Source organism: Pseudomonas extremorientalis (genome assembly GCF_024584605.1).
GTDB classification, from domain to species: Bacteria; Pseudomonadota; Gammaproteobacteria; order Pseudomonadales; family Pseudomonadaceae; genus Aquipseudomonas; species Aquipseudomonas extremorientalis.
Window position 1 is genome coordinate 3,876,239 of the sequence record NZ_CP089519.1, and the last position, 14,578, is coordinate 3,890,816.

At 62.1% G+C, this 14,578-nt stretch carries 12 protein-coding genes; all 12 read left to right on the forward strand.

Annotated features, from left to right (window positions below; all coding sequences use genetic code 11):
- Positions 1-9 precede the first annotated feature (9 nt).
- The 12 genes from LUU92_RS17300 to nuoN all read left to right on the forward strand — a co-directional run bounded on the left by LUU92_RS17300 (position 10) and on the right by nuoN (position 14,534).
- Positions 10-684 (forward strand): NuoB/complex I 20 kDa subunit family protein, encoded by a 675-nt coding sequence (locus LUU92_RS17300; RefSeq protein ID WP_003174719.1) that lies wholly within the window; start codon positions 10-12, stop codon positions 682-684.
- A gap of 72 nt (positions 685-756) precedes the next feature.
- Positions 757-2,541 (forward strand): NADH-quinone oxidoreductase subunit C/D, encoded by a 1,785-nt coding sequence (nuoC, locus tag LUU92_RS17305; RefSeq protein ID WP_025858969.1) that lies wholly within the window; start codon positions 757-759, stop codon positions 2,539-2,541.
- Positions 2,542-2,543: 2 nt separating this feature from the next.
- Positions 2,544-3,041 carry an NADH-quinone oxidoreductase subunit NuoE gene (gene nuoE, locus LUU92_RS17310; RefSeq protein ID WP_003174721.1) on the forward strand — a complete coding sequence of 166 codons (498 nt, stop codon included), beginning with the start codon at positions 2,544-2,546 and terminating at the stop codon, positions 3,039-3,041.
- A complete protein-coding gene (gene nuoF / locus LUU92_RS17315) occupies positions 3,038-4,393 on the forward strand; it encodes an NADH-quinone oxidoreductase subunit NuoF (RefSeq protein WP_025858970.1) in 1,356 nt (451 codons plus the stop codon). The genes nuoE and nuoF overlap by 4 nt, the downstream gene beginning before the upstream one ends.
- 135 nt (positions 4,394-4,528) lie before the next feature.
- Positions 4,529-7,243, forward strand: a complete 2,715-nt coding sequence (nuoG, locus tag LUU92_RS17320) for an NADH-quinone oxidoreductase subunit NuoG (RefSeq protein WP_071491904.1) — start codon at positions 4,529-4,531, stop codon at positions 7,241-7,243.
- Positions 7,240-8,247, forward strand: a complete 1,008-nt coding sequence (gene nuoH / locus LUU92_RS17325; RefSeq protein WP_071491905.1) for an NADH-quinone oxidoreductase subunit NuoH — start codon at positions 7,240-7,242, stop codon at positions 8,245-8,247. The genes nuoG and nuoH overlap by 4 nt, the downstream gene beginning before the upstream one ends.
- A gap of 11 nt (positions 8,248-8,258) precedes the next feature.
- Positions 8,259-8,807: an NADH-quinone oxidoreductase subunit NuoI gene (nuoI, locus tag LUU92_RS17330; RefSeq protein ID WP_003174725.1), complete on the forward strand. Its 549-nt coding sequence runs from the start codon at positions 8,259-8,261 to the stop codon at positions 8,805-8,807.
- Positions 8,808-8,816: 9 nt separating this feature from the next.
- On the forward strand, positions 8,817-9,320 hold the full coding sequence (nuoJ, locus tag LUU92_RS17335; protein ID WP_016974048.1) for an NADH-quinone oxidoreductase subunit J: 504 nt from the start codon (positions 8,817-8,819) through the stop codon (positions 9,318-9,320).
- A 2-nt stretch (positions 9,321-9,322) separates the two neighbouring features.
- Positions 9,323-9,631: an NADH-quinone oxidoreductase subunit NuoK gene (gene nuoK / locus LUU92_RS17340; protein ID WP_003174727.1), complete on the forward strand. Its 309-nt coding sequence runs from the start codon at positions 9,323-9,325 to the stop codon at positions 9,629-9,631.
- Positions 9,628-11,481, forward strand: a complete 1,854-nt coding sequence (nuoL, locus tag LUU92_RS17345; protein ID WP_257102392.1) for an NADH-quinone oxidoreductase subunit L — start codon at positions 9,628-9,630, stop codon at positions 11,479-11,481. The genes nuoK and nuoL overlap by 4 nt, the downstream gene beginning before the upstream one ends.
- Before the next feature lie 49 nt (positions 11,482-11,530).
- Positions 11,531-13,063, forward strand: a complete 1,533-nt coding sequence (gene nuoM, locus LUU92_RS17350) for an NADH-quinone oxidoreductase subunit M (RefSeq protein WP_010209575.1) — start codon at positions 11,531-11,533, stop codon at positions 13,061-13,063.
- A 7-nt stretch (positions 13,064-13,070) separates the two neighbouring features.
- Positions 13,071-14,534, forward strand: a complete 1,464-nt coding sequence (gene nuoN / locus LUU92_RS17355) for an NADH-quinone oxidoreductase subunit NuoN (RefSeq protein WP_058425023.1) — start codon at positions 13,071-13,073, stop codon at positions 14,532-14,534.
- Positions 14,535-14,578 lie beyond the last annotated feature (44 nt).

The window sequence follows — 14,578 nt, forward strand, 5'->3', positions numbered from 1 at the left end:
GCTTTGGCGATGCAATACAATCTCACCAGGATCGACCCGGATGCTCCTAACGAGCAGTACCCCATCGGCGAGCGGGAAACCGTTTCCGACCCGTTAGAAGACCAAGTCCACAAAAACATCTACATGGGCAAGCTGGAAGACGTGCTGAGTGGCGCGGTCAACTGGGGGCGTAAAAACTCCCTGTGGCCGTACAACTTCGGTCTTTCGTGCTGCTACGTGGAAATGACCACCGCCTTCACGGCGCCCCACGACATCGCGCGCTTTGGCGCCGAAGTTATCCGGGCCTCGCCGCGCCAGGCGGATTTCATGGTTATCGCCGGCACCTGCTTCATCAAGATGGCGCCGATCATCCAGCGTCTCTACGAGCAAATGCTCGAACCGAAGTGGGTTATCTCCATGGGTTCGTGCGCCAACTCCGGTGGCATGTACGACATCTATTCCGTCGTTCAAGGGGTGGACAAGTTCCTGCCCGTGGACGTCTACGTGCCTGGCTGCCCGCCTCGCCCTGAAGCGTTCCTGCAAGGCTTGATGCTGTTGCAGGAATCGATTGGCAAGGAGCGTCGCCCGCTTTCCTGGGTCGTCGGCGATCAAGGCGTGTACCGCGCCGAGATGCCCTCGCAAAAGGAACAGCGCCGCGAACAGCGTATCGCAGTCACCAACCTGCGCAGCCCCGACGAAGTCTGATCCAGCGCCGCTTCTTTAATAGAACGAACACCTGGTTTCATTCTTTACGTTGACCGAAAGCGATAAAAAACCATGACTACAGGCAGTGCTCTGTACATCCCGCCTTATAAGGCAGACGACCAGGATGTGGTCGTCGAACTCAATAACCGTTTTGGCCCTGACGCCTTCACCGCCCAGGCCACACGCACCGGCATGCCGGTGCTGTGGGTGGCGCGTGCCAAGCTTGTCGAAGTCCTGACCTTCCTGCGCAACCTGCCCAAGCCGTACGTCATGCTCTATGACCTGCACGGTGTGGATGAGCGTCTGCGCACCAAGCGCCAGGGGCTGCCGAGCGGCGCCGATTTCACCGTGTTCTACCACCTGCTGTCGATCGAACGTAACAGCGACGTGATGATCAAGGTCGCCCTGTCCGAGAGCGACCTGAGCGTGCCGACCGTGACCGGTATCTGGCCGAACGCCAGTTGGTACGAACGCGAAGTCTGGGACATGTTCGGCATCGACTTCCCGGGCCACCCGCACCTGACGCGCATCATGATGCCGCCGACCTGGGAAGGTCACCCGCTACGCAAGGACTTCCCTGCGCGCGCCACCGAATTCGACCCGTTCAGCCTCAACCTCGCCAAGCAACAGCTTGAAGAAGAGGCTGCACGCTTCCGTCCGGAAGACTGGGGCATGAAGCGCTCCGGCACCAACGAGGACTACATGTTCCTCAACTTGGGCCCGAACCACCCTTCGGCCCACGGCGCCTTCCGTATCATCCTGCAACTGGACGGCGAAGAAATCGTCGACTGCGTGCCGGACATCGGCTACCACCACCGTGGTGCCGAGAAAATGGCCGAGCGCCAGTCGTGGCACAGTTTCATCCCGTACACCGACCGTATCGACTACCTCGGCGGCGTGATGAACAACCTGCCGTACGTGCTCTCGGTCGAGAAACTGGCCGGTATCAAGGTACCGGACCGCGTCGACACCATCCGCATCATGATGGCCGAGTTCTTCCGGATCACCAGCCACCTGCTGTTCCTGGGGACCTATATCCAGGACGTCGGCGCCATGACCCCGGTGTTCTTCACCTTCACCGACCGTCAGCGCGCCTATAAGGTCATCGAAGCCATCACCGGTTTCCGCCTGCACCCGGCCTGGTACCGCATCGGCGGCGTGGCCCACGACCTGCCGAACGGCTGGGAACGCCTGGTCAAGGAATTCATCGACTGGATGCCCAAGCGCCTGGACGAGTACCAAAAGGCCGCGCTGGATAACAGCATCCTCAAGGGGCGTACCATCGGCGTCGCGCAGTACAACACCAAGGAAGCCCTGGAATGGGGCGTCACCGGTGCCGGCCTGCGTTCCACCGGCTGCGATTTCGACCTGCGTAAAGCACGTCCGTACTCCGGGTATGAGAATTTCGAATTCGAAGTCCCGCTGGCGGCCAATGGCGATGCCTACGACCGTTGCATCGTGCGCGTCGAAGAAATGCGCCAGAGCCTGAAGATCATCGAGCAGTGCATGCGCAACATGCCGGCCGGCCCGTACAAGGCGGATCACCCGCTGACCACGCCGCCGCCGAAAGAGCGCACGCTGCAGCACATCGAAACCCTGATCACGCACTTCCTGCAGGTTTCGTGGGGCCCGGTCATGCCGGCCAACGAGTCCTTCCAGATGATCGAAGCGACCAAGGGTATCAACAGTTATTACCTGACGAGCGATGGCGGCACCATGAGCTACCGCACCCGGATCCGTACCCCGAGCTTCGCCCACTTGCAGCAGATCCCTTCGGTGATCAAAGGCGAGATGGTCGCGGACTTGATTGCGTACCTGGGTAGTATCGATTTCGTTATGGCCGACGTGGACCGCTAAGCATGAACAGCACGCTTATCCAGACAGACCGTTTCACCTTGAGTGAAACCGAGCGCTCGGCCATCGAGCACGAGCTGCATCACTACGAAGACCCGCGCGCGGCGTCGATCGAAGCCTTGAAGATCGTCCAGAAGGAACGAGGCTGGGTGCCGGACGGCGCCCTCTACGCCATCGGCGAAATCCTCGGCATCCCTGCCAGCGACGTCGAAGGGGTGGCCACGTTCTACAGCCAGATCTTCCGTCAGCCGGTGGGCCGCCACATCATTCGCGTGTGCGACAGCATGGTCTGCTACATCGGCGGCCACGAATCGGTGGTCAGCGAGATCCAGAACAAGCTGGGCATCGGCCTCGGCCAGACCACCCCGGACGGCCGCTTCACGCTGCTGCCGGTGTGCTGCCTGGGCAACTGCGACAAGGCGCCGGCGTTGATGATCGACGACGACACATTCGGTGACGTGCAGCCCGCTGGCGTGACCCAATTGCTCGAGGGCTACCCATGACCCTGACTTCTTTCGGCCCGGCCAACCTGATCAAGCGTTCGCCCGAGACCCACCCGCTGACCTGGCGCCTGCGTGACGATGCCGAACCGGTATGGTTCGACGAGTACCAGGCCAAGAACGGCTACGCGGCTGCGCGCAAAGCCTTCGCGGACATGGCCCAGGACGATATCGTCCAGACCGTGAAAGACGCTGGCCTCAAAGGCCGCGGCGGTGCAGGCTTCCCCACGGGCGTGAAGTGGGGCCTGATGCCCAAGGACGAATCCATCAACATCCGCTACCTGCTGTGCAACGCGGATGAAATGGAGCCGAACACCTGGAAAGACCGCATGCTGATGGAGCAACTGCCCCATCTGCTCATCGAAGGCATGCTGATCAGCGCCCGCGCGCTGAAAACCTACCGGGGCTACATCTTCCTGCGTGGCGAGTACACCACCGCCGCCAAGCACCTCAACCGTGCCGTGGAAGAAGCCAAGGCCGCCGGCCTGTTGGGCAAGAACATCTTGGGTTCGGGTTTTGACTTCGAACTGTTCGTGCACACCGGCGCCGGGCGCTACATCTGCGGTGAAGAAACCGCACTGATCAACTCCCTCGAAGGTCGCCGCGCCAACCCGCGCTCCAAGCCGCCCTTCCCTGCCGCCGTGGGCGTGTGGGGCAAGCCGACCTGCGTGAACAACGTCGAGACCCTGTGCAACGTGCCGGCGATCATCGCCGACGGCGTGGACTGGTACAAATCGTTGGCCCGCGAAGGCAGCGAGGACATGGGCACCAAGCTCATGGGCTTCTCCGGCAAGGTCAAGAACCCTGGCCTGTGGGAGCTGCCGTTCGGCGTGACCGCACGCGAGCTGTTCGAGGACTACGCCGGCGGCATGCGCGACGGCTACACCTTGAAAGCCTGGCAGCCAGGCGGCGCCGGTACCGGTTTCCTGTTGCCCGAGCACCTCGACGCACAAATGTATGCCGGCGGCATCGGCAAGGTGGGCACCCGGATGGGTACCGGCCTGGCGATGGCGGTCGACAACACCGTGAACATGGTGTCCTTGCTGCGCAACATGGAGCAGTTCTTTGCCCGCGAGTCCTGCGGCTTCTGCACCCCATGCCGCGACGGTCTGCCATGGAGCGTGAAGCTGCTGATGGCGCTGGAAAACGGCGAAGGCCGCGAGGGTGATATCGAGACCCTGCTGGGCCTGGTCGGTTTCCTCGGCCCGGGCAAGACCTTCTGTGCTCACGCACCGGGCGCCGTGGAGCCATTGGGCAGCGCAATCAAATACTTCCGCTCGGAGTTCGAAGCCGGCATCGCGCCTACCAGCGCTGCCGTCCCGCCTCTGGCAAGGCCGATCGTAGTCGGCGCGTAACGCTTTAAAAGGCGAAGGGTCCGTGCCCTTCGCTTTCTCATGGGCTGACGCCGTAGAGGCTGTGTTGAGGCCCATGAATAACAAGATTCCATTAGCCACGCCCGCTGACAACGGGCCAACGAAGAACTTTGAACCATGGCCACTATCCACGTAGACGGCAAAGCGCTCGAAGTCGATGGGGCAGACAACCTGTTACAGGCCTGTCTGTCGCTCGGTCTCGATATCCCGTATTTCTGCTGGCACCCCGCGCTTGGTAGCGTCGGGGCCTGCCGCCAGTGTGCGGTCAAGCAGTACACCGACGAGAACGACACCCGTGGTCGTATCGTCATGTCCTGCATGACCCCAGCCACCGACAACACCTGGATCTCCATCGACGATGAAGAATCCAAGGCGTTCCGCGCCAGCGTCGTCGAATGGCTGATGACCAACCACCCCCACGACTGCCCGGTCTGTGAGGAAGGCGGTCACTGCCACCTGCAAGACATGACCGTGATGACCGGCCACAACGAGCGCCGTTATCGCTTCACCAAGCGTACCCACCAGAACCAGGACCTCGGCCCGTTCATTTCCCACGAAATGAACCGCTGCATTGCCTGCTATCGCTGCGTGCGCTTCTATAAGGACTACGCCGGCGGCACCGACCTCGGCGTATTCGGCGCCCACGACAACGTGTACTTCGGTCGTGTTGAAGACGGCGTGCTCGAAAGCGAGTTCTCCGGCAACCTCACCGAGGTCTGCCCCACCGGTGTGTTCACCGACAAGACGCACTCCGAGCGCTACAACCGCAAGTGGGACATGCAGTTCGCCCCGAGCATCTGCCATGGCTGCTCCAGCGGTTGCAACATTTCCCCGGGCGAGCGCTACGGCGAATTGCGTCGCATCGAAAACCGCTTCAACGGTTCGGTCAACCAGTACTTCCTGTGCGACCGTGGCCGTTTCGGCTATGGCTACGTCAACCGCGAAGACCGCCCTCGCCAACCACTGCTGGCCGACGGCGCCAAGCTGAGCCTGGACGACGCGCTGGATAAAGCTGCCGACCTGCTGCGCGGCCGCAACATCGTCGGTATCGGTTCGCCCCGCGCCAGCCTCGAAAGCAACTTCGCCTTGCGCGAGCTGGTCGGCGCCGAGCACTTCTACAGCGGTATCGAAGCCGGCGAACTGGAGCGCATCCGCCTGGTCCTGCAGGTGCTGAACGACAGCCCGCTGCCCGTACCGAACATGCGCGACATCGAAGACCACGACGCGATCTTCGTGCTCGGTGAAGACCTGACCCAGACCGCCGCCCGCATCGCCCTGTCGCTGCGCCAGTCGGTCAAGGGCAAGGCCGAAGACATGGCCGACGCCATGCGCGTACAGCCGTGGCTCGACGCCGCAGTGAAGAACATCGGCCAGCACGCGCTGAACCCGCTGTTTATTGCGAGCATTGCTGAAACCAAGCTCGACGACATCGCCGAAGAATGTGTGCACGCAGCTCCGGACGACCTGGCCCGCCTCGGTTTCGCCGTGGCCCACGCCCTGGACGCCAGCGCGCCTGCCGTCGAAGGCCTGGACACCGAAGCCGTCGAGCTGGCCCAGCGCATCGCTGACGCCCTGCTGGCGGCCAAGCGCCCATTGATCATTGCTGGCACCTCGTTGGGTTCCAAGGCGCTGATCGAAGCCGCTGCCAACATCGCCAAGGCCCTGAAGCTACGCGACAAGAACGGTTCCATCAGCCTGGTGGTGCCGGAAGCCAACAGCCTCGGCCTGGCCATGCTCGGTGGCGAGTCCCTGGACGCTGCCCTGCAAGCGGTGACCGACGGCAACGCCGACGCCATCGTGGTACTGGAAAACGACTTGTACACCCGCACCGATGCGGCCAAGGTCGACGCGGCACTGAACGCGGCCAAAGTGCTGATCGTTGCCGATCACCAGAAGACCGCCACCAGCGACCGCGCCCACCTGGTACTGCCGGCCGCCACCTTCGCCGAAGGCGACGGCACCCTGGTCAGCCAGGAAGGCCGTGCCCAGCGCTTCTTCCAGGTGTTCGATCCGAAGTACATGGACGCCAGCATCCTGGTTCACGAAGGCTGGCGCTGGCTGCATGCCTTGCGCGCCACCCTGCTGAACCAGCCGATCGACTGGACCCAGCTCGACCACGTCACCGCAGCCACCGCTGCCAGCGCCCCGCAACTGGCGCGGATTGTCGATGCGGCACCGTCCGCTTCGTTCCGCATCAAGGGCTTGAAACTGGCCCGTGAACCGCTGCGTTATTCCGGTCGTACCGCGATGCGCGCCGACATCAGCGTGCACGAACCGCGTACCCCGCAAGACAACGACACCGCGTTCGCCTTCTCCATGGAAGGCTACTCGGGTTCGGTCGAGCCGCGTCAGCAGGTGCCATTCGCCTGGTCGCCGGGCTGGAACTCGCCGCAGGCCTGGAACAAGTTCCAGGACGAAGTCGGTGGTCACATCCGCGCTGGCGACCCGGGCACCCGCCTGATCGAAAGCACCGGTGACGCACTGAACTGGTTCGCCGCCGTACCGCGTCCGTTCAACCCAGCCCAGGGCACCTGGCAGGTTGTGCCGTTCTTCCACCTGTTCGGCAGCGAAGAGAACTCTTCCAAGGCCGCGCCGGTGCAAAGCCGCATCCCTGAAGCCTACGTATCCCTGGCCAAGTCCGAAGCCGACCGCCTGGGCGTCAACGACGGTGCCCTGCTCAGCCTGAACGTGGCCGGCCAGACCCTGCGTCTGCCGCTGCGCATCAACGATGAGTTGGGTGCAGGCCTGGTTGCACTGCCAAAAGGCCTCGCCGGTATTCCGCCTGCGATCTTTGGCAAAACCGTTGACGGTCTGCAGGAGGCAGCGCAATGACCTGGTTCACCCCTGAAGTGATCGACGTGATCATCTCGGTCGTCAAGGCCATCGTGATCCTGTTGGCCGTGGTCGTCGCGGGCGCCCTGCTCAGCTTCGTCGAACGTCGCCTACTGGGCTGGTGGCAGGACCGCTACGGTCCGAACCGCGTTGGCCCGTTCGGCATGTTCCAGATCGCCGCCGACATGTTGAAAATGTTCTTCAAGGAAGACTGGACCCCGCCGTTTGCCGACAAGGTGATCTTCACCCTGGCACCGGTCGTGGCCATGAGCGCCTTGCTGATCGCCTTCGCGATCATCCCGATCACCCCGACCTGGGGCGTGGCGGACCTGAACATCGGCTTGCTGTTCTTCTTCGCCATGGCCGGCCTGTCGGTCTACGCGGTGCTGTTCGCCGGCTGGTCGAGCAACAACAAGTTCGCCCTGCTGGGCAGCTTGCGGGCCTCGGCCCAGACCGTGTCCTACGAAGTGTTCATGGGCCTGGCGCTGATGGGCATCGTGGTGCAGGTCGGCTCGTTCAACATGCGCGACATCGTCGAGTACCAGGCACAGAACCTGTGGTTCATCATTCCGCAGTTCTTCGGCTTCTGTACCTTCTTCATCGCTGGTGTCGCCGTGACTCACCGTCACCCGTTCGACCAGCCGGAAGCGGAACAGGAACTGGCCGACGGTTACCACATCGAATACGCCGGCATGAAGTGGGGCATGTTCTTCGTCGGTGAATACATCGGCATCATCCTGATCTCGGCCCTGCTGGTCACGCTGTTCTTCGGCGGCTGGCACGGACCGTTCGGCATCCTGCCGCAGTTGGCGTTCTTCTGGTTCTTCCTGAAGACCGCGTTCTTCATCATGTTGTTTATCCTGCTGCGCGCTTCCATTCCGCGTCCACGATATGACCAGGTGATGGATTTCAGCTGGCGCTTCTGCCTGCCGCTGACCCTGATCAATTTGCTGGTGACTGCTGCCGTGGTGCTGATGCACACGCCAGCGGCTGCGGTTCAGTGAGGATTTGACCCATGTTCAAATATATTGGCGACATCGTTAAGGGTACCGGTACCCAGTTGCGAAGCCTGGTGATGGTGTTCGGTCACGGCTTTCGCAAACGCGACACCCTGCAATACCCGGAAGAAGCGGTATACCTGCCGCCGCGCTACCGCGGCCGCATCGTACTGACCCGCGACCCCGATGGCGAAGAGCGTTGCGTAGCCTGCAACCTGTGCGCCGTGGCGTGCCCGGTGGGTTGCATCTCCCTGCAGAAAGCTGAAACCGAAGACGGTCGCTGGTACCCGGACTTCTTCCGCATCAACTTCTCGCGCTGCATTTTCTGCGGCCTCTGCGAGGAAGCTTGCCCGACCACCGCGATCCAGCTCACACCGGATTTCGAGATGGCCGAGTTCAAACGTCAGGACCTGGTGTACGAGAAAGAAGATCTGTTGATCTCTGGTCCCGGTAAAAACCCTGATTACAACTTCTATCGTGTTGCAGGTATGGCCGTTGCCGGTAAGCCGAAAGGCGCCGCACAAAACGAAGCCGAGCCGATCAACGTGAAGAGCTTGCTGCCTTAAGGAAGAAAGATGGAATTCGCTTTCTATTTCGCATCGGGTATCGCGGTTGTGTCCACGCTTCGCGTGATCACCAACACCAACCCCGTGCACGCCCTGCTCTACCTGATCATTTCGCTGATCGCCGTGGCCATGACCTTCTTCAGCCTCGGCGCGCCGTTCGCCGGTGTGCTGGAAGTGATCGCCTATGCCGGCGCCATCATGGTGCTGTTCGTGTTTGTGGTGATGATGCTTAACCTGGGGCCGGCTTCGGTCGCCCAGGAACGCGTCTGGCTCAAGCCCGGCATCTGGCTCGGTCCGGTTGTCCTGGCAGCGCTGCTGCTGGGTGAACTGCTGTATGTGCTGTTCGCTCACCAGAGCGGCCAGGCCATCGGCCACACCACCGTGGATGCAAAAGCCGTGGGCATCAGCCTGTTCGGCCCGTACCTGCTGGTGGTCGAACTGGCGTCGATGCTGCTGCTCGCTGCAGCCGTCACCGCCTTCCACTTGGGCCGCAACGAAGCCAAGGAGCAATGACGATGCCTGCTATCCCTTTGGAGCATGGTCTGGCGGTCGCCGGCATCCTGTTCTGCCTTGGCCTGGTCGGCCTGATGGTCCGCCGTAACATTCTGTTCGTGTTGATGAGCCTGGAAATCATGATGAACGCCGCGGCACTGGCGTTCATCGTTGCGGGTGCACGTTGGGGCCAGCCGGATGGACAAGTCATGTTCATCCTGGTGATCAGCCTGGCAGCCGCCGAGGCCAGCATTGGCCTGGCGATCCTGCTGCAACTGTATCGTCGCTTCCACACGCTTGATATCGACGCTGCCAGTGAGATGCGCGGATGAACATGATCTTTCTGACTTTCGTATTTCCCCTGATCGGTTTCCTGCTGCTGTCGTTCTCCCGTGGACGCTGGTCGGAAAATCTGTCTGCCCTGGTGGGCGTGGGTTCCATTGGCCTGTCGGCGATCGTTGCCGCCTACGTCATCTGGCAATTCAACGTGGCACCGCCGGAAGGCGGTCACTACACCCTGGTGCTGTGGCAGTGGATGTCGGTGGAGGGCTTCAAGCCCAACTTCGCCCTCTACGTCGACGGCCTGTCGATCACCATGCTCGGCGTGGTGGTCGGCGTGGGCTTCCTGATCCACCTGTTCGCGTCCTGGTACATGCGCGGTGAAGCCGGTTACTCGCGCTTCTTCTCGTACACCAACCTGTTTATCGCCAGCATGCTGTTCCTGGTGCTCGGCGATAACCTGTTGTTCCTGTACTTCGGCTGGGAAGGCGTGGGCCTGTGCTCGTACCTGTTGATCGGTTTCTACTACAGCAACCGCAACAACGGTAACGCAGCACTCAAGGCCTTTATCGTCACCCGCATCGGCGACGTGTTCATGGCCATCGGCCTGTTCATCCTGTTCCAGCAAGTGGGCACGCTGAACATCCAGGAACTGCTGGTGCTGGCACCGCAGAAATTCCAGGTTGGCGACTTCTGGATCACCCTGGCCACCCTGATGCTGCTCGGCGGCGCCGTGGGTAAATCCGCGCAACTGCCACTGCAAACCTGGCTGGCGGACGCGATGGCCGGCCCTACCCCGGTTTCCGCACTGATCCACGCTGCCACCATGGTAACCGCCGGTGTCTACCTGATCGCCCGTACCCACGGCCTGTTCACCCTGGCGCCGGACATCCTGCACCTGGTCGGCATCGTTGGTGGCGTGACCCTGGTCCTGGCTGGCTTTGCTGCCCTGGTACAGACCGACATCAAGCGCATCCTTGCCTACTCGACCATGAGCCAGATCGGCTACATGTTCCTGGCCCTGGGCGTTGGCGCCTGGGACGCGGCGATCTTCCACCTGATGACCCACGCCTTCTTCAAGGCCTTGCTGTTCCTCGCTTCCGGTGCGGTGATCGTGGCCTGCCACCACGAGCAGAACATCTTCAAGATGGGCGGCCTGTGGAAGAAACTGCCACTGGCCTATGCCAGCTTCATCGTCGGTGGTGCCGCCCTGGCCGCCCTGCCGCTGGTGACCGCCGGTTTCTACTCGAAGGATGAAATCCTCTGGGAAGCCTTCGCCAGCGGCAACCAGAACCTGCTGTACGCAGGCCTGGTGGGTGCGTTCATGACCTCGCTGTACACCTTCCGCCTGATCTTCATCACCTTCCACGGTGAAGCCAAGACCGAAGCTCACGCAGGCCACGGCATCTCGCACTGGTTGCCGTTGTCGGTACTGATCATCCTGTCGACCTTCGTCGGCGCCATGATCACCCCGCCTCTGCACGGTGTACTGCCGCAAAGCGTCGGCCATGCCGGTGGCGAAGCCCAGCACAGCCTGGAAATCGCCTCAGGCGCCATCGCCATTGCCGGTATCCTGCTGGCGGCCCTGCTGTTCCTCGGCAAGCGTCGCTTCGTGACGGCCATCGCCAACAGTGGCATCGGCCGCTTCCTGTCGGCCTGGTGGTTCGCCGCCTGGGGCTTCGACTGGATCTACGACAAACTGTTCGTCAAGCCTTACCTCGCCATCAGCCACATTCTGCGCAAGGACCCGCTCGACCAGACCATCGGTCTGATCCCGCGTGCCGCCAAGGCCGGTCACACCGCCCTGAGCCGCAGCGAGACTGGCCAACTGCGCTGGTATGCAGCCTCCATGGCGGCCGGTGCCGTGCTGGTAATCGGCGCCATCGTCGTGGTAGCGATATGACTATGAACATTGCGATCTTTGCGAACTTGCGAAAGGAAACGAGCCTGTCATGATTCTGCCCTGGCTAATCCTGATCCCCTTCATCGGCGGCCTGCTCTGCTGGATGGGTGAACGCTTCGGCGCCACCCTCCCCCGCTGGATTGCGTTGCTGACCATGTCCCTGGAACTCGCGCTCGGCCTCTGGCTGTGGGCCCATGGCGACTATTCATTTGCTCCGGCACCGGGTGTCGATCCGACCTTCGCGCTTGAATTCAAGCACGTGTGGATCCAGCGCTTCGGCATCAACGTGCACCTGGCCCTGGACGGCCTGTCGCTGTTGATGATCCTGCTGACCGGCCTGCTGGGTATCCTCTCGGTACTCTGCTCCTGGAAAGAGATCCAGCGTCACGTGGGTTTCTTCCACCTGAACCTGATGTGGATCCTGGGCGGTGTCGTCGGCGTGTTCCTCGCCCTCGACCTGTTCATGTTCTTCTTCTTCTGGGAAATGATGCTGGTGCCGATGTACTTCCTCATCGCGCTCTGGGGTCACAGTTCTTCGGACGGCAAGAAAACCCGGATCTACGCGGCGACCAAGTTCTTCATCTTCACCCAGGCTTCCGGCCTGATCATGTTGGTGGCGATCCTGGGCCTGGTACTGGTCAACTTCAATAACACCGGCGTGATTACCTTCAACTACGCCGACCTGTTGAAGACCAAGATGTCCCTGACCACCGAGTACATCCTGATGCTGGGCTTCTTCATCGCCTTCGCGGTGAAGCTGCCGGTGGTGCCGTTCCACTCCTGGCTGCCTGATGCGCACGCCCAGGCGCCGACTGCCGGTTCCGTGGACCTGGCCGGTATCCTGCTGAAGACTGCGGCCTACGGCCTGCTGCGTTTCGCCCTGCCGCTGTTCCCGAATGCCTCGGCCGAGTTCGCGCCGATCGCCATGACCCTGGGTCTGATCGGGATCTTCTACGGTGCGTTCCTGGCATTCGCGCAAACCGACATCAAGCGTCTGATTGCCTTCTCGTCCGTTTCCCACATGGGCTTCGTACTGATCGGTATCTACTCCGGCAGCCAACTGGCGCTGCAGGGCGCGGTAATCCAGATGCTGGCCCACGGTGTCTCGGCCGCTGCCCTGTTTATCCTGAGTGGCCAGCTGTACGAGCGCCTGCACACCCGTGACATGCGTGAAATGGGTGGCGTGTGGTCGCGCATCGCCTACCTGCCGGCGATCAGCCTGTTCTTCGCCGCCGCGTCCCTGGGCTTGCCGGGCACCGGTAACTTCATCGGCGAGTTCCTGATCCTGATGGGTGCCTTCGTGCAAACGCCGTGGATCAGTGCGATTGCTACCTCCGGCCTGGTGTTCGGTTCGGTCTACTCGCTGATCATGATCCACCGCGCCTACTTCGGCCCGGCCAAGTCCGACACCGTCCTGCAAGGGATGGATGCTCGCGAACTGATCATGGTGCTCGGCCTTGCGGTACTGCTGATCTATATCGGCGTGTATCCGCAACCGTTCCTGGACACTTCTGCCGCAACGATGCATGGCGTGCAGCAGTGGTTCGGCACCGCCTTCTCTCAACTCGCTTCGGCCCGGTAAGAGCGCTATGGAATTCACGATCCAACACTTTATCGCGCTTGCGCCGCTGCTGATCACCAGCCTCACCATCGTGGTGGTGATGCTGGCAATCGCCTGGCGCCGCAATCACTCGCAAACGTTCCTGCTGTCCTGTGCCGGTCTGAACCTGGCCCTGCTGTCGATCATCCCGGCCCTCAAGGTCGCGCCATTGGCGGTCACGCCTTTGATGATGGTGGATGACTTCGCCCTGCTGTATATCGCGCTGATCCTGGTCGCGACCCTGGCCTGCGTCACCCTCGCCCACGCCTACATGGGCGAAGGCGGCACCGGTTACCCAGGCAACAAGGAAGAGCTGTACCTGCTGATCCTGCTGGCCGCGGCCGGTGGCATCGTGCTGGTCAGCGCACAGCACCTGGCCGGCCTGTTCATCGGCCTGGAACTGCTGTCGATCCCGACCTACGGCCTGGTGGCCTACGCGTTCTTCAACAAGCGCTCCCTGGAAGCCGGCATCAAGTACATGGTGCTGTCCGCCGCCGGTTCCGCGTTCCTGTTGTTCGGCATGGCCCTGCTCTACGCCGAAGCCGGCAGCCTGAGCTTCACCGGTATCGGCCACGCCCTGGCGACCACCAGCCTGCCTGCGCCGATTGCCCAACTGGGCCTGGCCATGATGCTGATCGGCCTGGCGTTCAAGCTGTCGCTGGTGCCGTTCCACCTGTGGACCCCGGACGTGTACGAAGGCGCCCCGGCGCCGGTGGCCGCTTTCCTGGCGACCGCGTCGAAGGTTGCGGTGTTTGCGGTGATGGTGCGTCTGTTCCAGATCTCGCCTGCTGCCAACACTGGCGTGCTGAGTAACGTGCTGACCGTGATCGCCATCGCGTCGATCCTGTTCGGTAACCTGCTGGCCCTGACCCAGAACAACCTCAAGCGTCTGCTGGGTTACTCGTCCATCGCTCACTTCGGCTACCTGCTGATCGCCCTGGTGGCGAGCAAAGGCCTGGCCGTGGAAGCCATGGGTGTGTACCTGGTCACCTACGTGATCACCAGCCTCGGCGCGTTCGGCGTAATCACCCTGATGTCCTCGCCGTTCAAAGGCCGTGACGCCGACGCCCTGTACGAGTACCGCGGCCTGTTCTGGCGCCGTCCGTACCTGACCGCCGTACTGACCGTGATGATGCTGTCCCTGGCCGGTATTCCGCTCACGGCGGGCTTCATCGGCAAGTTCTACATCGTCGCCACCGGCGTCGAAGCGCACGAGTGGTGGTTGGTTGCCTCCCTGGTACTGGGCAGCGCCATCGGAGTGTTCTACTACCTGCGCGTGATGGTCACCCTGTACCTGATCGAGCCAAACCTGCGCCGTGTGGATGCCGAACTGCACTGGGAACAGAAGGCAGGCGGTGTAATGCTGCTGGCCATTGCCCTGCTCGCGTTCTTCCTGGGCGTGTACCCACAACCGCTGCTCACCCTGGTGCAGCACGCGGTGTTGGGCGTTTGATCGCTTAGCGGTATGCAGTCAACAAAACGGCGCCTTCGGGCGCC